Source organism: Halomonas rhizosphaerae, from assembly GCF_030012485.1.
GTDB classification, from domain to species: Bacteria; Pseudomonadota; Gammaproteobacteria; order Pseudomonadales; family Halomonadaceae; genus Halomonas; species Halomonas rhizosphaerae.
In genome coordinates this window covers 209,929-229,777 of record NZ_JASCQQ010000007.1, presented here as the reverse complement: position 1 = coordinate 229,777, position 19,849 = coordinate 209,929, and the positions used below count along the sequence as shown (strand labels likewise).

Sequence of the window (19,849 nt, the reverse complement as noted above, 5' to 3'; positions counted from 1 at the left end):
CCGGTGCTGGCCATCCCTGGCCAGCCCGTTCGGAGCCATGCTCCTCACCCATGGCGTAGGACCTCCCCTACGGCCTGCCCCCGGCGCCTCTCGTTCAGACCATGCATGCCTGCTACTCCGCCTCGGCGGCCTTGCGGTAACGCCCGGTGTAGTCGAAGAGCTTCTCCCGCACCTGCCAGTGGCGGCCCACCTTTCGGCCCACCACGAAGTCGGGGTGGCGCAGGCGGCGGCCCTCGCCGACCACCTCCTCGGGGGTGGTGGGGCGGAAAGGCACGCCCGGGGCGCGCAGGTGCTCGCGCAGGAAGGCCGCGGCGAAGGCGCCGCGCTGGGCCGGGGTCTCCAGGGCGAACCACTCCGACAGCGTGGCACCGTCCTCGTCATGGTAGGTCACCTTCAATCGCGGCAGGCCGCGGCCGTTGACGGTGGCCTCGAGCTGCATGCCGGCCACGCGCAGCACCCGGGCGTCGCGCAGGCGCAGCGCCTCCTTGAGCTTGTCGTCGGCGTCCACCAGCAGGGTCTCGCAGCCGTGACAGCGCCGGGCGGCGATATCGTTCTCGGCGCCGCACTCGTGGCACACCTTGAAGCGAAACCGGAAGTCGCACTGCGTGCGCTTGCCGCGCTCGTCCTCCACCAGCCCCTGGCAGCGGCGACCGAAGTGCTCGATCACCACTTCGCCGTCGCGACGCCCCCAGAAGAGATTGGCATGGCCGCAGGCCGGACACTCCACCTGCACCGGCTCGCTGTCGCCGGTCGGTTTGGGCGAACCCACCTCCGGGGCATAGAGGTCCCAGGGATTGCCGGCATAGTCGAGGACCAGGCAGTCGCGCTTGCCCGGCGCGAGGCGCAGGCCGCGGCCGACGATCTGCTGGTAGAGGCTCACCGATTCGGTGGGACGCAGGATGGCGATCAGGTCCACGTGGGGGGCATCGAAGCCGGTGGTGAGCACCGCCACGTTGACCAGGTACTTGAGCTCACGCGCCTTGAAGGCATCGATGATCCGCTTGCGTTCGGCGGAGGGGGTCTCGCCGGTGACCAGCGACGCCTCGCCCGCCGGCAGGTAGCCGAGGATCTCCTCGGCGTGGGCCACGCTTGCCGCGAAGAGCATCACCCCCTGGCGGTCCCGGGCACGCCCCACCACCTCGGCGATGATGCCCGGGGTGGCGCGGTGGCCCGCCACCACCCGGTTGAGCTCCTCCTCGCGGAAGAGCCCACTCGAGGCCGGGACGAGCGCCGAGAAGTCGTAGCGCAGCTCTTGCCCGTCCTTGAAAAGGGCCGCATCGATGCGCCGCGGCTCGGCGAGGTAGCCCTGCTTGACCATCAGCCGCAGTGGCTGCTCGAAGACGCAGTCGCGAAAGAAGGCGTCCACGTCGCCGCGCACCATGCCATGGTGATGGCGGTGGTAGATGAAGCCCTGGCCGAGGCGATAGGGGGTCGCCGTGAGGCCGAGGATCTTGAGGCGCGGGTTGGCCGCGCGCAGATGGTCGACCACCTGGCGGTAGCTGGCGTCCTCCGCCGGCGATACCCGATGGCACTCGTCGACCACCAGCAGGGTGAAGGGGCCGCGCGGATGGTCCGCCGCGGCGAAGCGTTCGAGGTTGCGCACCACCGACTGCACCGAGCCGAACACCACCTGGCGGCCAGCCTCCTTGCGCCCCAGGCCGGCGCTGAAGATGTCGGCCTCGAGGCCGTAGGCCAGGTACTTGGCGTGGTTCTGCTCCACCAGCTCGCGCACATGGGCCAGCACCAGCACCCGCCCCCGGGCCAGGCGCGCCAGCTCGGCGATCACCAGCGACTTGCCGCTGCCGGTGGGCAGCACCACCACTGCCGGATCGCTGGAGCCGCGGAAATGCGCGACGACGCGACGTACCGCCGCCTGCTGGTAGGGGCGCAGGGTCGGGGGGACAGCGCAGGGCGTGGTAGCAGCGGGGGCAGTCATGCAGGTTCCGGGATGGCGAGACGGGCCGCCATCTTAGCGGGACGCCGCGCCGTCGTCAGGGGGCAGGAGAAGGGTGGCGGCCCTCCGACCCTCCGGATTGTCGACCGAGCGGTCAGGAAACCGACGACATTGCCGACAGCCGGCGTATGAGATCGACGCTTCGCCGCCCCCGACTGGCAGAAACTTGATCGGGGTCATGCCGGGCGACACTAGCCTGCAGCAGCATGGCACTTTTCCAAGACTCCCGATAGAGGAGAGCGCCATGCACACAATTCCAACAAGCGCCACCCCCCGCCTGCTGCCCGAGGAGCTTCTGGGCCTCGCCAGCGATCATGAGCGCGACGAGCTCGAGCGCTACCGCGGCCTCGCCTTCCGTTTCCTGGCCTTCAGCAGCGCCACCAGTCGGCTGATGGCTGCCCTGGGCATCGAGTGCGAGATGCGTCTGGCGGGCCTCGCCCGGGCCGCATGCCGCCTAGGCCTGGACGAGCCGCGCGGCGACGCGGCCACGCGCCTGGCCGCGCCGGCCGTGGCACCACCGGTCCTGGTCGACAGCCTGAAGATGGCGCGGGACGCCCTGTCCCAGGCCATGGCCGATGCCGCCGCCTCCCGGCGGTTCTACGCGCGACTCGGCGAGGTCGGCGCGGCCTCCTCCCTGGGCCATGAGTTCGTCGCCATTGCCCGCCAGAAGCAGGCGGAGCTGGCGATCCTGCGCGAGCACTGCCTCGAGAGCGGCGCCGGTCAGGTGCAGCGCCGCCGCGCCTGACCGGCGAGGCGCTCCCGAGACGACGGAAGGCGGCCCTCGGGCCGCCTTCCGTCGTCTGCGATGGGCGTCGTGCGATCAGGCCAGCCAGACCCGTGCGTTGCGGAACAGGCGCATCCAGGCGCCGTCGCGGGTCCACTCGGCAGGCCGCCAGGAGTTGGTCACCGCGCGCACCACCCGCTCGGGGTGAGGCATCATGATGGTGACCCGGCCGTCGGGGGTGGTCAGGCCGGTGATGCCGGAGGGCGAGCCGTTGGGATTGGCCGGATAGCGGGTGGTCACCTGGCCGTGGTTGTCCAGATAGCGCAGGGCGACCTGGCCGCTGCCCTGGATGCCGCGCAGGTGGGCACTGTCGCGAAACTCGGCGCGGCCCTCGCCGTGGGCCACGGCAATGGGCAGGCGCGACCCCTCCATGCCGGCCAGCAGGATCGACGGGCTCTGCTCGACCTGGACCATGGAGACCCTGGCCTCGAACTGCTCGGACTCGTTGCGCACGAAGCGCGGCCAGGCCTCGGCCCCGGGGATCAGCTCCTTGAGCTGGGCGAGCATCTGGCAGCCGTTGCACACCCCCAGGGAGAAGCTGTCATCGCGCTCGAAGAACGCCGCGAACTGCTCCCGGGCGCGGGGGTTGAACAGCACCGACTTGGCCCAGCCGCCGCCGGCCCCCAGCACGTCGCCGTAGGAGAAGCCGCCGCAGGCCACCAGGCCCTTGAACGCCTCCAGGGAGACCCGCCCTTCCAGGATGTCACTCATGTGCACGTCCACGGCCTCGAAGCCGGCCCGATCAAAGGCCCAGGCCATCTCCAGCTGGCCGTTGACGCCCTGCTCGCGCAGCACCGCCACCGCCGGGCGTGCCTTGTTGAGCTGGGGTGCCTGGACATAGGGCGCGGCGATATCCTCGTCGACCTCGAAGGTCGGCTGGGCACAGAGCCCGGGGTCGCGGCCATCGAGCAGGCCATCGAACTCGCTCTTGGCGCAGTCGGCGTTGTCACGCAGCGCCTGCAGGCGATAGCTGGTCTCGGCCCAGGTCCGCTCGGCCAGCAGCCGGGTGGTCTCCAGCAGCGGCTCCTCGAAGAGGGTCACCCGCACCTGGTCGTCGTAGCGTGGGCGGGCGATGACGCCGCAGGTCTCGATGCCGGCGGCGGCGAACTGGGCCAGCACCGCCTCGGTGTGCCGGCGGTTGACCTGGATCACCGCCCCGAGCTCCTCGGCGAAGAGCGCGTTGAAGGCGTCGACGGGCTCGTCGATCAGCCAGTCGAGCTTGATCTCGAGGCCCGCATGGGCGGCGAAGGCCATCTCCAGCAGGGTCACCAGCAGGCCGCCGTCGCTGCGGTCATGGTAGGCCAGCAGCGTGCCCTCGGCGTTGAGCCCCTGGATCACCGCGAAGAACGCCTTGAGGTCCTCCGGGTCGTCCAGGTCCGGACACTCGTTGCCCACCTGGCCATAGACCTGGGCCAGGGCCGAGCCGCCGAGGCGATTCCGGCCGCCGCCCAGGTCGATCAGCAGCAGGTCGGACTCGTCCTGCTCCAGGTTGATCTGCGGGGTCAGGGTCCGCATGGCATCGGTGACCGGGGCGAAGCCGGTCACGGAGAGCGACAGCGGCGAGGTGACGCTCTTCTCCTCGACCTGCCCGTCATCCGCGCCACTCTCCTCCTGCCAGGCGGTGCGCATGGACATCGAGTCCTTGCCCACCGGGATGGCGATGCCCAGCGCCGGGCAGAGCGCCATGCCCACCGCATGGACGGCGTCATACAGGGCCTGGTTCTCGCCCGGATGGTCGGCGGCGCTCATCCAGTTGGCAGAGAGCTTGATGTCGCCGAGCTTCTCGATGGGCGCGGCGGCCAGGTTGGTGATGGCCTCGGCCACCGCCAGGCGGGCGCTGGCCGCGGGGTCGATCAGCGCTACCGGCGGCCGCTCGCCCATGGCCATGGCCTCGCCGGCATGGGTGTCGAAGCTCGCCGTGGTCACGGCGACGTCGGCCACCGGCACCTGCCAGGGGCCGACCATCTGGTCGCGGGCCACCTGGCCGGTGATGGAGCGGTCGCCGATGGTGATCAGGAAGCTCTTGGAGGCCACGGCGGGCAGGCGCAGCACGCGGTCCATGGCCTCGCGCAGGTCGAGGTTGTCGAGCATCACCCCGGAGAGTGGATTGACCCGGCGCTGGAACTCGCGCTGCATCTTCGGCGGCTTGCCGAACAGCACGCTCATCGGCAGGTCGACCGGCTGGCTCTCGAAGTGGCCGTCGGTGACCGCCAGGTGGTGCGCCTCGGTCGCCTCGCCCAACACCGCATAGGGGCAACGCTCGCGCTCGCACAGCGCCTCGAAGGTGTCGAGGTCCTCCGGGGCCACCGCCAGCACGTAGCGCTCCTGGGCCTCGTTGCACCAGATCTCCAGCGGGCTCATGCCCGGCTCGGCGTTGGGCACGGCACGCAGGTCGAACAGGCCGCCGCGCTCGCCATCCTTGACCAGCTCCGGCAGGGCGTTGGAGAGGCCCCCGGCGCCCACGTCGTGGATGAAGCGGATGGGATTCTCGCTACCCAGCGCCCAGCAGCGGTCGATGACCTCCTGGGCGCGGCGCTCCATCTCGGGGTTGCCGCGCTGCACCGAGGCGAAGTCCAGGTCGGCGCTGGAGGCCCCGGAGGCCATGGAGGAGGCCGCGCCGCCGCCCAGGCCGATCAGCATCGCCGGCCCGCCCATCACGATCAGCTTGCCGCCGACCGGGATCTCGCCCTTCTCGACATGGCCGTCGCGGATATTGCCGTAGCCGCCGGCGAGCATGATCGGCTTGTGGTAGCCACGGCGTTCGATGCCGTCATGCCCCAGGGCGTCCTGCTCGTAGGTGCGAAAGACGCCGGCGAGGTTCGGGCGCCCGAACTCGTTGTTGAAGGCGGCGCCGCCGATGGGGCCCTCGAGCATGATCTGAAGCGCCGACTGGATGCGCTCGGGCTTGCCGTAGTCGAACGCCTCCCAGGGCTGCACGAACTCGGGGATGCGCAGGTTGGAGACGGTGAAGCCGGTCAGGCCCGCCTTGGGCTTGCCGCCGATGCCGGTGGCGCCCTCGTCGCGGATCTCGCCGCCGGCGCCGGTGGCCGCCCCGGGGTGCGGCGCGATGGCCGTCGGGTGGTTGTGGGTCTCCACCTTCATCAGGATCTGGATCGGCTCCCGGGCACTGCCATAGGCGGCGCGCTCACCGTCCTTGCCGGTGAGCGGGGTCGGGAAGAAGCGCGGTGCCTCGGACCCCCGGATCACCGCGGCGTTGTCGCTGTAGGCGGAGAGGATGTCGTCGGACGAGCACTCATGGGTATGCTTGATCATCCGGAACAGCGAGTGACTCTGCGCCTCGCCGTCCACCACCCAGTCGGCGTTGAAGATCTTGTGGCGACAGTGCTCGGAGTTGGCCTGGGCGAACATCATCAGCTCGACGTCCGTCGGGTTGCGGCCCAGGTCGCGGAAGGCCTCGACCAGGTAGTCGATCTCGTCCTCGGCCAGCGCCAGGCCCAGCTCGGCATTGGCGGTGACCAGCGCCTCGCGCCCTCCTTCGAGCACATCGACGCTGCCCAGCGGTGCCGGCTCGTGGTGGGCGAAGAGCCGGGCGGCGTCGGAGGCGTCGGCGAGCACGCTCTCGGTCATGCGGTCATGCAGGGCGGCCTGGATCCGCTCGAAGGCGGTCTCGGAGAGGGTGCCGGCGACCTTCACCCGGTAGGCGATACCACGCTCGATGCGCCGCACCCTGGCCAGCCCGCAGTTGCGGGCGATGTCGGTCGCCTTGGAGGACCACGGCGACTGGGTGCCGATGCGCGGCACCACCAGAAACAGCTGGCCCGCGGCGCGGCTCTCGTTCGGTCGCTCGGGGCCCTCCTCCTGTCGCTCGGGGCCGTAGTCGAGGAGCTGCTCCAGCAGGCGCCGCTCGTCGTCCCCCAGGTCGCCGTCATGGTCGACGAAATGGACATGGTCGGCGTGCAGGGACTCGACCTCGGGAACGGATGCGCGCAGGGCGTCCAGCAGCTTGGCATGACGGAAAGCAGATAGGGCGGGCGCGCCTCGCAGTTCGAGCATATCCTGGAGCCTCTGAAACAGGGGGAGAATTCGGGGCCGCGGCCGGCGGCAACGAGCGCACATGATACTGGAAAGCGCCGGGCGCGAGAAATCGGCGTAGGTGACAGCCGCCCGCGCGCTGGTTAAGGTTGAGGGTCTCATCGCCGCACATCGCCCACATGCCCGCATTCCCGACCGACCCTGCCCGGCGCCAGTGGCGCGGGGCCGCCCTCCTGTGCAGTGCCCTCCTGCTGGCGCTGCTGCCCGGGCGTTCCGGAACGCCCGAGGGCCCGCACCTGGGGGAGGTACTGTCGCGGGACTTCCTCAGCGTGCACACCCGCAATACCCCCACCACCTACTACGAGGGACGCCAGGGCCCCACCGGGTTCGAATACGAACTGATGCGGCGCTTCGCCGACCACCTGGGGGTCAGCCTGACCCTGGAGGCCGACCACCATATCCAGGGCGTGCTGGACGCCGTGCGCGAGGAAGGCGACCTGGGCGCCGCCGCCCTGCCCCTGGACCCGACGCGAGAAGGCCTGCTCTTCAGCCGACCGATCATGCTGCTGCAGCCGCTGCTGGTCTATCGCCGCGGCCTGTCCCCCCCGGAGACGATCGCCGAGCTGGAGGGGCTGGAGATCGGCACCCTGCGCGGGGCCGGCACCGACCGGGTGCTGCGCGAGCTGCAGGCGGAGCACCCCGGGCTGAGCTGGAAGGAGTCCGGTGAGCTGGAGGTGGCCGAGCTGCTCGGCCAGGTGGCCCGGGGCACCCTGGATGCCGCGGTGATCTTCGAGCACCAGTTCCGCCTCAACCGGCTGTTCTTCCCCGAGGTCGAGGATGGCTTCACCCTCGGCAAGCCGCTCTCCCTGGCCTGGGCCTTCCCCGCCGGACGGGGACTGGGGCTGGTCAATGCCGCCAATCGCTTCCTCGACGACCTGCGCCGCGACGGCGAGCTCGACGCCCTGGTGGCCAGCTACTTCGGCCACGACGATTACCTCGAGTACGTGGGCGCCCGCACCTTCATCGCCCATGCCCGCAAGCGCCTGCCGCGCTACACCGAGCTGTTCCGCGAGGCCGCCCGCAACACCCGCTTCGACTGGAAACTGCTGGCCGCCGTGGGCTACCAGGAGTCCCACTGGAAGCCCAGGGCCACCTCCCCCACCGGCGTGCGCGGGCTGATGATGCTGACCAACGCCACCGCCGGCGATCTCGGCGTCGACAATCGGCTCGACCCGGCCCAGAGCATCCATGGCGGCGCCCGCTACCTGCGCCAGCTTATCGAACGGCTGCCGGAATCGATCCAGGGCGACGACCGCCTGTTCATGGCCATGGCCGCCTACAACGTTGGCCTCGGGCATCTCTACGATGCCCGCAGGATCGCCGAGCAGCGCGGCGGCGACCCCGACCGCTGGCGCGACGTGCGCGAGGCGCTGCCGCTGCTCCAGGAGCGCGAGTGGCACAGCCAGACCCGCCACGGCTATGCCCGCGGCGGCGAGCCGGTGATCTATGTGCGCAATATCCGTCGCTACTACGAGATCCTGGCCTACATGGACCGCAGCCAGGAGCAGTTTCACGAACTCAATGCGCGCCTGCCCGACGAGGACGAGGGCGCACTGTTCGAGCAGGTCCCGCCCGTTCTCTGACCGGCGGTGCCCCTGGCCTCAGTCGTTATCGAGGCCGGCGCGGCGCGCGGCGAAGAAGTCCCGCAGCAGGCGGGCGGCGCGGGCGGCCAGCACCCCGCCCTCCACCGTCACCCGGTGGTTGTACCAGGGCTGGGCGAAGAGGTTGGCCTTCGACTCCGCCATGCCGCTGCGCGGCTCGGCGGCGCCATAGACCAGCCTCGCCAGGCGGGCATGGATGATCGCCCCGGTGCACATCAGGCAGGGTTCCAGGGTCACGTAGAGGGTGCAGCCGTCCAGCCGGTAGTTGCCGAGCCGCTCGCCGGCATCGCGCAGGGCACGGATCTCGGCATGGGCGCTGGGGTCGTGCTCCCCTACCGGGGCGTTGAAGCCGGCACCGACGATCTCGCCCGCCGCGTCCACCACCACGGCGCCCACCGGCACCTCGCCGGCGGAAAGCCCCTGCCGGGCCTGATCCAGCGCCCGGTGCATGTAGAACTCGTCGCTGCGCACTGTCGTGAACTCCCGTAGACTGGATGGTATTCAGACGATCGTATGATACCGATGGCCGGCACGCCATCGCCCCGGAGGAGACCGATGAAGCCCGACGCCCTCAACGCCCTGGTGGACCTGCTCGCCCTGGAGGCCCTGGAGGAGAACCTGTTCCGCGGCCGCAGCCAGGACCTCGGCCTGCCCCAGCTGTTCGGTGGCCAGGTGCTGGGCCAGGCGCTCTCGGCGGCCAGCCAGACCGTCGACCCGGCGCGCCGGACCCACTCCCTGCACGGCTACTTCCTGCGCCCCGGGGACCCGCACCGCCCGGTGGTCTACCAGGTCGATGCGGTGCGCGATGGCGGCAGCTTCACCACCCGCCGGGTCACGGCCATCCAGAAGGGGCGGCCGATCTTCTTCTGCAGTGCCTCCTTCCACGGCGAGGAGCAGAGCATCGCCCACCAGCCCGCCATGCCCGAGGTCGCCCCGCCCGAGGCGCTGGCGGACGGCGATGCCCGCCTCGAGCGCTTCCCCGGGCACCCCATCGAGTTCCTGCATCTCGGCGACGAGGCCGAGCCGGGCCGACCGGCCTGCAAGCGCCTCTGGTTCCGCCTGGTCGGCGAGCTGCCCGATGACCAGGCGCTGCACCGCTACCTGCTCGCCTACAGCTCCGACTTCAACCTGCTGACCACTGCCCTGGTGCCCCACGGCATCGACTTTCGCGACCCGCAGCTGCAGATCGCCAGCCTCGACCACGCCCTCTGGTTCCATCATGACGTCAGGGTCGACGACTGGCTGCTCTACGACATGGACAGCCCCTGGGCCGGCGGGGCACGGGGCTTCGCCCGTGGCAGCATCTACGACCGTCAGGGCCGGCTGGTCGCCTCCAGCGCCCAGGAGGGACTGACCCGACTGCGCCGCTGACGCCTGGCATCGTGCCAAAAGCGGCGCTACCATGCCCCTGCGCCGCAATAGCTCAGCTGGTAGAGCAACGCACTCGTAATGCGTAGGTCGGAGGTTCGACTCCTCTTTGCGGCACCAGAAACATCAGTAAAAACGGCCACTTGGCGAATCGTCGCGGTGGCCGTTTTTCGTTCCGGTCAGTCTAGGCAGCAAACAGCCAGTCGCCACCAGAAAGCCGCTCGGCACCCGCCGAGCGGCTTTCTCCCTTCTCCCCCCCGACCGCCAGGCAAGGCTGCCTCGAATTGCATGCAACTCTAGCCTAAAGTCTAGTGATACGGCGCACGGCATCTCTCCTACCTTGTAAATTGCATGCAATCCAGGACATCTGCCGTGAGCACTACCCGACACCTCGATGCCGCCCCCGTCGTGAGAACGGCCACCGCCCAGGTTCACGAGGCGATCAAGCAGCGCATCCTCGACGGCAACTACCGGCCGCACGACTACATCCGCGAGGCCAGCGTGGCCCGCGAGCTCGAGGTCAGCCGCACCCCGGTGCGCGAGGCGCTGCGCGAGCTGGTCTCCGAGGGCTGGCTCGAGGCGATCCCCCACCATGGCGCCCGGGTGGTCGCCTGGACCGAGAAGGATGCCCGCGAGGTCTTCGAGCTGCGCCTGGTGCTCGAGCCCATGGCGGTGCGCCTGGCCAGCCAGCGCATGGACTCGGCACGACTGGGCCGCCTGGAGGCGCTGGCCGAACGCATGGAGGCACTCGTCGAGCGCGTCGAGACGGACCCCGGCGTGCGCAACGAGATCGCCCTCCTCAACCACGACTTCCACCGCGAGCTGGTGCTGGCCAGCGACAACCAGCGCCTGGCCAGCGTGCTGGAGAGCGTGGTGCGCACCTCGGTGATCCGCCGTAACTTCGGCAACTACGACCTCACCAACCTGCGCCGCAGCATGCGCCACCACCGCGAGATCCTCGAGGCCATCGTCGCCGGCAGCCCCGAGTGGGCCGAGCACGTGATGCGCGCCCACCTGCTGGCCGCCCAGGCCCTGCATGTCCGGTCAACCGATGTCTCCGACGGCGCCCCGCCGGGGACCTCCCCCCACTGACCCTGAAGAGGCACCACAACAACAATGACGCCCCATGACACCCAATCCCCGACGCCCCTCAGCGACATCAAGGTCCTCGAACTGGGCCAGCTGATCGCCGGACCCTACTGCGGCCAGGTGCTGGCCGACTTCGGCGCCCAGGTGATCAAGGTCGAGCCCCCCGGCAAGGGCGACGCCATGCGCCAGTGGGGCGAGGCCGACCGCGACACCGGCGAACCGCTGTGGTGGAACGTCATCGGCCGCAACAAGCAGTCGCTGACCCTGGACCTGCGAACACCCCGCGGCCAGGCGCTGCTGCGCGAACTGGCCAGCCAGGCCGATGTCATCATCGAGAACTTCCGTCCCGGCACCATGGAGCGCTGGGGGCTGGGGTACGAGGAGCTTTCCCGCCACAACCCCGGCCTGGTGATGGTGCGCGTCACCGGCTTCGGCCAGGACGGCCCCTACGCCTCGCGGGCCGGCTTCGCCTCGGTGTGCGAGGCCATGGGCGGCCTGCGCCACCTGAGCGGCTACCCGGACCGCCCGCCGGTGCGCGTGGGCATCTCGCTGGGCGATACCCTGGCGGGCCTGCACGCCGCCCTGGGCACCATGATGGCGCTGCACCAGCGCCACCGCAGCGGTCGCGGCCAGGTGGTCGACAGCAGCATCTTCGAGTCGGTGCTGGCGATGATGGAGAGCCTGGTCCCGGAGTACGCCCGCGCCGGCAAGGTGCGCGAGCGCAGCGGCAGCTTCCTGCCCAAGATCGCCCCCTCCAACGCCTATCCGGCCCGCGATGGCCGCGACGTGATCATCGGCGCCAACCAGGACACGGTGTTCCGTCGCCTCTGCGAGGCGATGGGCCAGCCGGGCCTCGCCGACCACCCCGACTACGCCACCCACCGCGCCCGCGGCGAGCATCAGGCAGCCATCGATGACCTGGTCGCCGCCTGGACGCGCGAGCACGATGCCCAGCAGGTGGTCGACATCCTGGCCGAGGCCGGCGTCCCGGCGGGGCTCGTCTACCGTGCGCCCGATATGCTCGATGACCCGCACTTCCAGGCCCGGGGGGCGATCGTCGAGGTGCCCGATCGCCACGGCCGCCCGCTGCCCATGCAGAACGTCTTCCCGCGGCTCTCCGACACGCCGGGACGCGTCCGCGAGGTGGGGCCGGCACTGGGCGAGCACACCGAGCAGGTGCTCACCGGCTGGCTGGGTCTGGCACCCGAGGCCCTCGACGCCCTGCGCGCCGACGGCGTGATCTGAGGACGCCACCCCATGGATCCCGTCATCGTCCTGGTCGTGCTGGTCGTGCTGATCACCATCGGCTTCCCGATCTTCCTGGCCCTGGGCCTCTCCGGCCTGGTCGGGCTCTACATGGCCCGCGGCTCGCTGGCGTTCTTCTTCGCGCCCTCGTCGCTCTTCGGCCAGCTCAACGCCTTCGAGCTGATCGCCCTGCCGCTGTTCATCCTGATGGGAAACTTCCTGGGCGCCACCCCGGTAGGTTCGAGCCTGTTCACCGCCGCGGTGCGCTGGCTCAACTGGCTGCGCGGCAGCCTGGCGATCTCCTCGGTGGGCGCCTCGGCGATGTTCGGCGCGGTCTCGGGGGTGAGCCTCGCCGGCGTCGCCGCCGTGGGCTCCATCGCCGTACCGCAGATGCTTCAGCGCGGCTACAGCCGCTCGCTGGCCGCCGGCGCCGTGGTCAGCGCCGGTGCCCTGGCCATGCTGATCCCGCCCAGCGTGCCCTTCATCATCTATGGCGCGGTCTCCAGCGTCTCGGTGGCCGATCTATTCATCGGCGGCATCGTGCCCGGCATCGTGCTGGCGCTGGCCCTATCACTGTTCATCTACATCCGCGTGCGCCTGAACCCGGCCGAGGCACCGGCCAGCGAGGAGCACTTCACCTGGCGCCAGCGCTGGGCGAGCCTGGCCAACATCTGGCACGCCGGCCTGCTGGTGGTGGCGGTGCTCGGCTCGATCTACTCGGGCCTGGCCACTCCCAGCGAGGCGGCGGGCATCGGCGCCGCCGGCGCCTTCCTGATCGCCACCCTGGTGTTTCGCAGCCTCAGCTGGCGCCGCTTCCTGGAGATACTGGCCACCACGGCGCGGATCAGCGGCGCCATCCTGCTGATCATCGGCTGCGCCAAGATCTTCGGCGACTACCTCAACATGGTACGCGTCCCGCAGCTGCTCACCGAGGCGCTTACCGCCACCGGCCTGCCCGCCTGGGCGATCCTGGTGGCGGTGATGCTGCTGCTGATCCTGCTGGGCATGATCGTCGATGCCGTGTCGCTGATCGTGGTGACCACCCCGGTGCTGCTGCCGCTGATCACCGCCCTGGGCTACGATCCGCTGTGGTTCGGCATCGTCATGGTGCTCAACCTGGAGATCGCCGTGGTCACCCCGCCGGTGGGGCTCAACCTCTATGCACTGCGCGGGGTCTGTCCCGAACTCTCGGTGGAAGAGATCATCCGGAGCGCCCTGCCCTTCGTCGCCGTGCAGTTCCTCGTGCTGATGCTGTTCGTGTTCTTCCCCGGCCTCAGCCTGTGGTTGCCGGGGCTGATGTAGCCCCGGTGTATCAACGTCAGTGAAGTGAACCGTCACAACCGACCGTCGCAACGGTCCATCACAACGACTCATCACAACAACAAGCAGGAGATTCACCATGACGCTTTCCCGTCGCCAAGTCCTGAAGTACGGCACCTTCGCCACCGCCGGTGCCACCCTGTTCGGCACCCAGAGCCTGCTGGCGCCCCGCAGCCACGCCGCCACCACCCTGACCGGCGTCACCTACCTGCCCGACTCCTACAAGGCGCTGACCTACGGCTCCAACCGCTTCGTGGAGATGCTCAAGGAGAACGGCGGTGACGCCCTGTCGGTGGAGTTCTACGACTCCGGCCAGCTGCTCAAGGTGGACGAGCAGCTGCCGGCGCTGCGTGCGCGCAGCATCGATTTCATGTTCCACACCTTCTCCTACATCACCCGCTCGATCCCCATCCTCGGCGTGACCGGCCTGCCCGGGGTGGTCGGCGAGCTCTACCGCAATCCGGAGCGCCTGCGCCAGGGCAGCCCGCTGATGGAGCTGATCAACGAGGTGCTGGCCGAGGAGAACCTCTACATGCTCACCTCCGGGGGGGGCATCCTCGAGCCGGAGTACCTGTGGAGCACCGAGGCGAGCCCGATCCGCCGCCTCGACGAGGTGCGCGGCAAGAAGGTGCGCATCGTCGGCTTCGAGGCCACCCAGGCCTTCGAGCCCTACAACGTGGGCGCGACCCGCATTCCCTCCTCGGAGACCTACATGGCGCTGCAGCGCGGCACCGTGGACGCGGGGGTCTTCAACATCTCGACGGTCATCGGCCGCAGCCTCCAGGAGCAGCTCAAGGTCTGCTACAAGCTGCCGATCACCGGCTTCTCGGTGGCGCCCTTCATGCTGCGCGACACCTGGGACAACCTCGACGACGACGTCCGTGCCGTGCTGCAGAAGGCCGCCGACTGGTACGACGAGAACTTCATCGAGCACTGCAACAACGACATCTACCCCAACGAGTACTGGCCCCAGGTCGAGGAGGCCGGCGTCGAGATCGTCGAGCCCACCGAGGAGGACCTCGAGACCTTCAACGCCGGCGTCCAGGACGTCTGGGACATGTGGAAGGAAGAGGTCGGCGAGGAGGTCGGCAACCGGGCCATCGCCCTGGCCCTGGGCGAGGCCTGAGGGAGAGTGCCATGACCATGACTGCCATGCGGAGCTGGGACGGCCTGCTGGCCGTCCTGCGCTGGACGTCGATGGCGGTGCTGATGTTCATGATGGCGTCGATCTGCTACGACGCCATCATGCGCTACGTCTTCACGGCCCCGACCAGCTGGAGCCTGGAGATCAACTCCTTCCTGCTGGTCTACCTGGCCGTGATCGGCGCCGCCGAGGCCCAGCGCCACGACGCCCATATCCGCATCACCTACTTCAAGGACAAGCTGCCGCGGCGCCTGCGCGGCGCCATCGACCTGGCCACCGGGCTGCTGGGTCTCGCCTTCTGCGCCATCCTGGTGTGGCGCGGCGGCATCATGGCCCTGCAGGCCCTCGAGTACGGCGAGCGGGTCTCCAGTTCGCTGGGCACCCCCATGGTGTATCCCTATGCGCTGTTGCCGATCGGCTTCGCCGCCCTGGGCCTGCAGTTCCTGATCGACGCCCTGGCGGCCGTGCCACGACTGGCCGGTGCCGCCGACGAGGAGAAAACCTGATGAACCTGCTGTCGCCACCCGAGCGGGTGGACATCGTCGAGGTCGCCCCGCGCGACGGTTTCCAGTCGATCCGCGAACCGCTGCCCACGGACGAGAAGATCCGCTGCATCCAGCGGCTGATCGATGCCGGCGTCACCCGCATGGAGATCGGCTCCTTCGTCAGCCCCAAGGCCATCCCGCAGATGGCCGATACCGGGGCGCTGGTCGCCGCCTTCGCCGACCGGGCCGCCATGCGCTTCTCGGCCCTGGTGCCCAACCTCAGGGGCGCGGAACTGGCCCTGGCCCAGGGCATTCGCGAGCTGGTCTTCGTGGTCTCGGTCTCCGAGTCTCACAACCGGGCCAACGTGCGGCGCAGCGTGGCGCAATCCCTCGAGGATCTCGCCCGCATCGTCGAGCTCCTCGAGCACGACGGCAATGCCTGCCTGCGCCTCGACCTGGGCACCAGCTTCGACTGTCCCTACGAGGGCAGCATCGCCTGGCACCAGGTCGATGACGTCCTCTCACGGGCCCGCGCCCTCTGCGGCGACCTCCACCTCGAGGTCGCCCTCTGCGACACCACCGGGCGCGCCACGCCCTACCGGGTGGCCGAGCACTTCCGCCAGCTGGTCGCACGACACCGCGGACCGCGCCTGACGTGGGCCTTCCATGGCCACGACACCTACGGCATGGGCGTGGCCAACGCCATGTTCGCCATCCACCACGGAGCCACCACGGTGGACGCCGCCTGCGCCGGCCTCGGTGGCTGCCCCTTCGCCCCCGGGGCCACCGGCAACACGGCCACGGAAGACCTCGTCTACGCCCTCAACGGGGGCCAGGTCGACAGCGGGATCGACCTGTCGCGGCTGCTGGCGGCGGCCGATGCCATCGCCGCCCTCCCCGGGGGGCAGACCGCCAGCCACCTGCGGCAGGTGCCCAGGGACCGGGTGGCCTGAGCCGTCGTGCCGGTCGTCCTGCTCGCCACCACCCTGGTCCTGGCCTTCTCCTCGCTGGTGGCGCTGTTTCCCGCCGCCATCGCGCCCGAGGTGGCCAGGGCCCTGGGCGTCTCCTCGGCCACGGTGGGCCTGCAGGTCAGCCTGATCTTCGCCGGCGCCATGCTGACCTCCCTGGTGGGCGGCCCCCTGACCCGGCGCCTGGGCCCCTGTCGTACCAGCCAGCTCTCGCTGGCCCTGCTGGGCGGCGGGGCCGGGCTGCTGGCCATCCCCACCCTGCCGAGCTTCGCCGTCGCCTCGCTGTTGGCCGGCCTCGGCTATGGCCTGACCAACCCCTCGGCCTCGCTGCTGCTGGTGCGCTTCACCCCACCCGGGCGGCGCGGGCTGATCTTCTCCCTCAAGCAGTCCGGCGTGCCCCTGGGCGGGGTGATCGCCGGCGCCAGCGCCCCCGCCCTGGCGCTGGTCATCGGCTGGCAGGCGGGGCTGCTGATGCTCACCGGCCTCGCCCTGGCCGGCATCGCCGCCCTGCAGCTCGCCCGCCCGCGCTGGGACGATCAGCGCGCCCCCCACACGCCGTGGCTGGCCACCCCCTTCGCCGGGCTCGCCGTCGTCTGGCACCAGCGTTCACTGCGCCACGTGGCGCTGCTCAGCCTCTGCTTCTCGGCGATCCAGCTGTCGGTCTCTGCCTTCACGGTGGCGCTGCTGGTGGAGGACCTGGCCTTCGGCCTGGTCGAGGCGGGGCTGGTGATGTCCGCCGTGCAGGTCGTCGGGATCGTCGGGCGCATCGGCTGGGGCTGGATCGGCGACCTGCTGGGCGACCGCCTGACCACCCTCGCCATGATCGCCTGCACCACCGCCGTCGGCGCCCTGCTGGTGGCCACCATGACGCCGGCCTGGCCCAGGCCGCTGGTCACCGGCCTGCTGTGCCTGCTGAGCCTCTCGTCGCTAGGCTGGAACGGCGTCTTCATGGCCGAGATCACCCAGCTGGCGCCGGCCGAGCGCATCGCCGATGCCGCCGGCGGCTGCCTGGTCTTCACCTATGGCGGCGTGCTGCTCGGCCTGCCCCTGTTCACGGCGCTGCACGGCCTGTTCGGCCGCTACACGCCGGTCTTCGCGGTGCTCGCCGGCGTGGCCCTGGTCGGTCTGTGGCTGACCCGCCAGGCCCGCCTCGCCGCCCGGCGCGAGGCCGCCGAACAGCTACCGGTCGAGAGCGGAGCCGGCTAGGGCCTCAGGACTTGCCGGCGGTGAAGCCGCCATCGACCAGCAGGTGGGCCCCGGTGACGAAGCTGGCCTCGTCGCTGGCCAGGAACAGGAAGGCGTTGGCGATCTCCTCCGGGCGGCCCAGGCGGCCGATGGGATGCAGGCCGATCAGCCCCTGCAGCATGTCGTCGTCCAGGGCCTCGAGCAGCGGGGTGTCGATATAGCCCGGGCCGATGGCGTTGACCCGCACGCCCTTCGGTGCCGCCTCGATGGCCAGGGTCCGGGTCATGTTGACCACCCCGCCCTTGGCGGCGGTGTAGGCGGCGGTCTGGGACTGGCCGAAGACCCCGAGGATGGAGGCGCAGTTGACGATGCTGCCGCCGCCCTGGCGGTACATCACCCGCAGCGCGGCCCGGGCCACCCGGAAGACCCCGTTGAGGTTGATGTCGATGACCTTCAGGTAGTCATCGTCGCTAAGCTCGTCGGTGGGGCAGATGCCACCGATGCCGGCGTTGTTGAACACCGCCCCCACGCTGCCGAGCTCGGCCACGGTGTCCGCGAACAGGCGGTCGACCTGGGCGGTGTCGGTGACGTCGCACGCCTTGAACAGGCAGCGGCCGTCGTACCGGTCATCGAGCCGTGCGGCCTGCGCCTGGCCATCGCTGCCCTCGAGGTCGGCGATGACCACGCTGGAACCCTCCTCCAGGCAGCGCTCCACGCTGGCCAGACCGATGCCGCTGGCGCCGCCGGTGACGATGACGTTCTTGCCCTTCATGCGCATGGTGCTTCTCCCTGTCGATGACCTGCCGGCGCGACGAACGGCCACGCCGGTGCGCCCCCAGTGTAGCCAATCGCCTCGCCGCGGAAACCCCGCATCACCCCGACTTGCGGCACCTTCTCAGCGCGTCTTGACCCGCATCAACTCGTCCCAGCGGGTGGTGTAGCGCGGGGTGCGCCGCTCGCAGCGCAGCGCCCAGGCGGTGCCCTGGCGCGGCAGGCCGAAGCGCACGGTATCGCGACCCATCTCGCGGTTGAGCCGGTCCACCGTCGCCATCAGCCGCTGGCTGCGCCCCCGCGCCGCCTCGCTGCGTGGCGCCAGCAGCGAGAGCTGGTGGCGGTCGGCCTCCACCAGGTCGAGCAACATCACCCCGCACTTCTGGTAGCGCACGCCCTCGAGGAAGATCGCCGCGAGCCCATGGGCGGCGGCCTCGAGCAGCTCGCGACTGTCGTCGCTGGGTGCCGGCAAGGGTACCACCACGCTGTTGCGGTACTGGCGCTCGCCGGCCAGGTGCGGGTTGGTGCGCACAAAGACCATCAGCGCCCGGGCCTGGCTGCCCTGGCCACGCAGCTTCTCGGCGGCCCGGGCGGCGTGCTGGCGCACCGCCTCCTGCAGGTCCGGGAAGGCGCCGGTCAGCCGCCCGAAGGAGCGCGAGACCATGATACGCTGGCGCGGCTCATGGACGTCATCGAGGACGATGGCCGGGCGGCCGCGCAGCTCCCAGACGATGCGCTCCAGCACCACCGAGAAATGGCGTCGGACCTGCTTGGGGTCGGCCTGGCGCAGCTGCCAGGCGGTGTGGATCTCCATCAGCGCGAGGCGTTCGGCGGTGCGTCGCGCCACCCCCCACAGTTCGGTCACCGGCAGCCCCTCGAGCAGCGCCCGGGTGGCGGGCCCGTCGGCCTCGAGCAGGCAGACGCCCTCGTAAACCGCGAGCGACTTGGCCGCCCGGTTGGCCACCTTGGCCAGCACCCGGGTCGGCGCCAGCCCCACGCAGACCGGGATGCCGGTATCGCGGCGCACCGTCTCGCGCAGTCGCTGGGCATGCGCCTCCAGGCCGCTCGGGGCGAAGCCGGAAAAACCCACGAAGCTCTCGTCGATGGAGTAGGCCTCCACGTCCGGCGAGAACTCGGCCAGGATCAGGTTGACCCGGCGGCTCATGTCGCCGTAGAGCGCATAGTTGCTGGAGAGCAGCACCGCCTGGCGGCGAATGGCCGGCGGCAGCAGATGCATCGGCGCGCCCATCGCCACGCCCAGCGCCTTGAGCTCGCTGGAGCGCGCCACCACACAGCCGTCGTTGTTGGAGAGCACCCCGACCGGTCGCCCCTCCAGGCGCGGGGCGAAGACCCGCTCGCAGCTGACGTAGAAGTTGTTGCAGTCGACCAGGGCGATCACGGCTCGCCCCCCGGCAGGGCGTGGAGCACATGGGTGACCACGCCCCACACCTCGCATTCACGGCCCGTCAGGGGGATCGGCGCGAAGCGCGGGTTGCTGGCCACCAGGAAGGTCTGCTCGCCGCGGCGCTCCAGGCGCTTCACGGTGGGCTCGCCATCCACGGCGATCACCACCACCCGCCCGGGCAGCGGCTCCAGGCTGCGGTCCACCACCAGCAGGTCGCCGTCGTGGATGCCGTCGCCGAGCATGGAGTCGCCCTCGGCCCGCACGAAGTAGGTGGCGGCCGGGCGGCGCACCACATGGGCGTGCAGGTCGATCTCCACGTCCAGGTGGTCGTCGGCGGGGCTCGGGAAGCCCGCCCGCACCCGGCACCCCATCAGCGGCTGGGCCATCTCGCCGGAGAACGGCGCGGCACGGCCGATCACCCGAGCGGTGGTGGACAGCGGCGACATCATGAGCCTCTCCCTCGAATACTGTACATAT

At 70.3% G+C, this 19,849-nt stretch carries 16 protein-coding genes and 1 tRNA gene; 11 read left to right on the top strand and 6 right to left on the bottom strand.

What is annotated here, in order from left to right; all coding sequences use genetic code 11:
• Window positions 1–112: 112 nt before the first annotated feature.
• Entirely contained in the window at window positions 113–1,936 is a 1,824-nt protein-coding gene (locus QLQ86_RS03430; RefSeq protein ID WP_282815915.1) for a DEAD/DEAH box helicase, read from the bottom strand.
• 262 nt (window positions 1,937–2,198) lie between these two features.
• Here QLQ86_RS03430 and QLQ86_RS03425 point away from each other — a divergent pair, with 262 nt between their 5' ends.
• On the top strand, window positions 2,199–2,699 hold the full coding sequence (locus QLQ86_RS03425; RefSeq protein ID WP_282735480.1) for a hypothetical protein: 501 nt from the start codon (window positions 2,199–2,201) through the stop codon (window positions 2,697–2,699).
• A gap of 75 nt (window positions 2,700–2,774) precedes the next feature.
• Here the strand turns inward: QLQ86_RS03425 and purL are convergent, their stop codons facing one another.
• On the bottom strand, window positions 2,775–6,752 hold the full coding sequence (purL, locus tag QLQ86_RS03420; protein WP_282815914.1) for a phosphoribosylformylglycinamidine synthase: 3,978 nt from the start codon (window positions 6,750–6,752) through the stop codon (window positions 2,775–2,777).
• A 158-nt stretch (window positions 6,753–6,910) separates the two neighbouring features.
• On the opposite strand from purL, the gene mltF reads away from it, so the two are divergent.
• Complete coding sequence (mltF, locus tag QLQ86_RS03415) at window positions 6,911–8,374, top strand: membrane-bound lytic murein transglycosylase MltF (protein WP_282735478.1); 1,464 nt, start codon at window positions 6,911–6,913, stop codon at window positions 8,372–8,374.
• An 18-nt stretch (window positions 8,375–8,392) separates the two neighbouring features.
• Here the strand turns inward: mltF and tadA are convergent, their stop codons facing one another.
• Window positions 8,393–8,863, bottom strand: a complete 471-nt coding sequence (gene tadA, locus QLQ86_RS03410) for a tRNA adenosine(34) deaminase TadA (protein ID WP_282735477.1) — start codon at window positions 8,861–8,863, stop codon at window positions 8,393–8,395.
• 84 nt (window positions 8,864–8,947) lie between these two features.
• Between tadA and QLQ86_RS03405 the strand changes: the two genes are divergently transcribed.
• From QLQ86_RS03405 to QLQ86_RS03365, 9 genes are all read left to right on the top strand, one after another.
• Window positions 8,948–9,763, top strand: a complete 816-nt coding sequence (locus QLQ86_RS03405) for an acyl-CoA thioesterase (RefSeq protein ID WP_282735476.1) — start codon at window positions 8,948–8,950, stop codon at window positions 9,761–9,763.
• Between the two features lie 41 nt (window positions 9,764–9,804).
• Window positions 9,805–9,880, top strand: a tRNA-Thr gene (locus tag QLQ86_RS03400).
• Between the two features lie 252 nt (window positions 9,881–10,132).
• Window positions 10,133–10,852 (top strand): GntR family transcriptional regulator, encoded by a 720-nt coding sequence (locus QLQ86_RS03395; protein ID WP_282735475.1) that lies wholly within the window; start codon window positions 10,133–10,135, stop codon window positions 10,850–10,852.
• A 24-nt stretch (window positions 10,853–10,876) separates the two neighbouring features.
• On the top strand, window positions 10,877–12,094 hold the full coding sequence (locus QLQ86_RS03390) for a CaiB/BaiF CoA transferase family protein (RefSeq protein WP_282735474.1): 1,218 nt from the start codon (window positions 10,877–10,879) through the stop codon (window positions 12,092–12,094).
• A 12-nt stretch (window positions 12,095–12,106) separates the two neighbouring features.
• Window positions 12,107–13,396, top strand: a complete 1,290-nt coding sequence (locus tag QLQ86_RS03385) for a TRAP transporter large permease (protein WP_282735473.1) — start codon at window positions 12,107–12,109, stop codon at window positions 13,394–13,396.
• A gap of 97 nt (window positions 13,397–13,493) precedes the next feature.
• The gene (locus QLQ86_RS03380; RefSeq protein ID WP_282735472.1) at window positions 13,494–14,540 is read left to right on the top strand and encodes a TRAP transporter substrate-binding protein; all 1,047 of its coding nucleotides are present in this window, start codon (window positions 13,494–13,496) and stop codon (window positions 14,538–14,540) included.
• 11 nt (window positions 14,541–14,551) lie between these two features.
• Complete coding sequence (locus QLQ86_RS03375; protein WP_282815913.1) at window positions 14,552–15,064, top strand: TRAP transporter small permease; 513 nt, start codon at window positions 14,552–14,554, stop codon at window positions 15,062–15,064.
• The gene (locus QLQ86_RS03370) at window positions 15,064–15,996 is read left to right on the top strand and encodes a hydroxymethylglutaryl-CoA lyase (RefSeq protein WP_282815912.1); all 933 of its coding nucleotides are present in this window, start codon (window positions 15,064–15,066) and stop codon (window positions 15,994–15,996) included. The genes QLQ86_RS03375 and QLQ86_RS03370 overlap by 1 nt, the downstream gene beginning before the upstream one ends.
• A 6-nt stretch (window positions 15,997–16,002) precedes the next feature.
• Window positions 16,003–17,217, top strand: coding sequence for an MFS transporter (locus QLQ86_RS03365; protein WP_282815911.1), 1,215 nt, complete (start codon window positions 16,003–16,005; stop codon window positions 17,215–17,217).
• A gap of 4 nt (window positions 17,218–17,221) precedes the next feature.
• Here QLQ86_RS03365 and QLQ86_RS03360 read toward each other — a convergent pair whose 3' ends face one another.
• The 3 genes from QLQ86_RS03360 to QLQ86_RS03350 all read right to left on the bottom strand — a co-directional run bounded on the left by QLQ86_RS03360 (window position 17,222) and on the right by QLQ86_RS03350 (window position 19,821).
• The gene (locus tag QLQ86_RS03360; protein WP_282815910.1) at window positions 17,222–17,974 is read right to left on the bottom strand and encodes an SDR family NAD(P)-dependent oxidoreductase; all 753 of its coding nucleotides are present in this window, start codon (window positions 17,972–17,974) and stop codon (window positions 17,222–17,224) included.
• Between the two features lie 117 nt (window positions 17,975–18,091).
• Complete coding sequence (locus QLQ86_RS03355; protein WP_282815909.1) at window positions 18,092–19,366, bottom strand: Y-family DNA polymerase; 1,275 nt, start codon at window positions 19,364–19,366, stop codon at window positions 18,092–18,094.
• Window positions 19,363–19,821 (bottom strand): LexA family protein, encoded by a 459-nt coding sequence (locus QLQ86_RS03350; RefSeq protein WP_326521265.1) that lies wholly within the window; start codon window positions 19,819–19,821, stop codon window positions 19,363–19,365. Before QLQ86_RS03350 ends, QLQ86_RS03355 begins: the two co-directional genes overlap by 4 nt.
• Window positions 19,822–19,849: the final 28 nt, after the last annotated feature.

Bases quoted from the DNA above. Each gene is read 5' to 3' on its own strand.
- QLQ86_RS03430 (WP_282815915.1), bottom strand. From the start codon at position 1,936: ATGACTGCCCCCGCTGCTACCACGCCCTGCGCTGTCCCCCCGACCCTG.
- QLQ86_RS03425 (WP_282735480.1), top strand. From the start codon at position 2,199: ATGCACACAATTCCAACAAGCGCCACCCCCCGCCTGCTGCCCGAGGAG.
- purL (WP_282815914.1), bottom strand. From the start codon at position 6,752: ATGCTCGAACTGCGAGGCGCGCCCGCCCTATCTGCTTTCCGTCATGCC.
- mltF (WP_282735478.1), top strand. From the start codon at position 6,911: ATGCCCGCATTCCCGACCGACCCTGCCCGGCGCCAGTGGCGCGGGGCC.
- QLQ86_RS03405 (WP_282735476.1), top strand. From the start codon at position 8,948: ATGAAGCCCGACGCCCTCAACGCCCTGGTGGACCTGCTCGCCCTGGAG.
- QLQ86_RS03390 (WP_282735474.1), top strand. From the start codon at position 10,877: ATGACGCCCCATGACACCCAATCCCCGACGCCCCTCAGCGACATCAAG.
- QLQ86_RS03385 (WP_282735473.1), top strand. From the start codon at position 12,107: ATGGATCCCGTCATCGTCCTGGTCGTGCTGGTCGTGCTGATCACCATC.
- QLQ86_RS03380 (WP_282735472.1), top strand. From the start codon at position 13,494: ATGACGCTTTCCCGTCGCCAAGTCCTGAAGTACGGCACCTTCGCCACC.
- QLQ86_RS03375 (WP_282815913.1), top strand. From the start codon at position 14,552: ATGACCATGACTGCCATGCGGAGCTGGGACGGCCTGCTGGCCGTCCTG.
- QLQ86_RS03370 (WP_282815912.1), top strand. From the start codon at position 15,064: ATGAACCTGCTGTCGCCACCCGAGCGGGTGGACATCGTCGAGGTCGCC.
- QLQ86_RS03360 (WP_282815910.1), bottom strand. From the start codon at position 17,974: ATGCGCATGAAGGGCAAGAACGTCATCGTCACCGGCGGCGCCAGCGGC.
- QLQ86_RS03350 (WP_326521265.1), bottom strand. From the start codon at position 19,821: ATGATGTCGCCGCTGTCCACCACCGCTCGGGTGATCGGCCGTGCCGCG.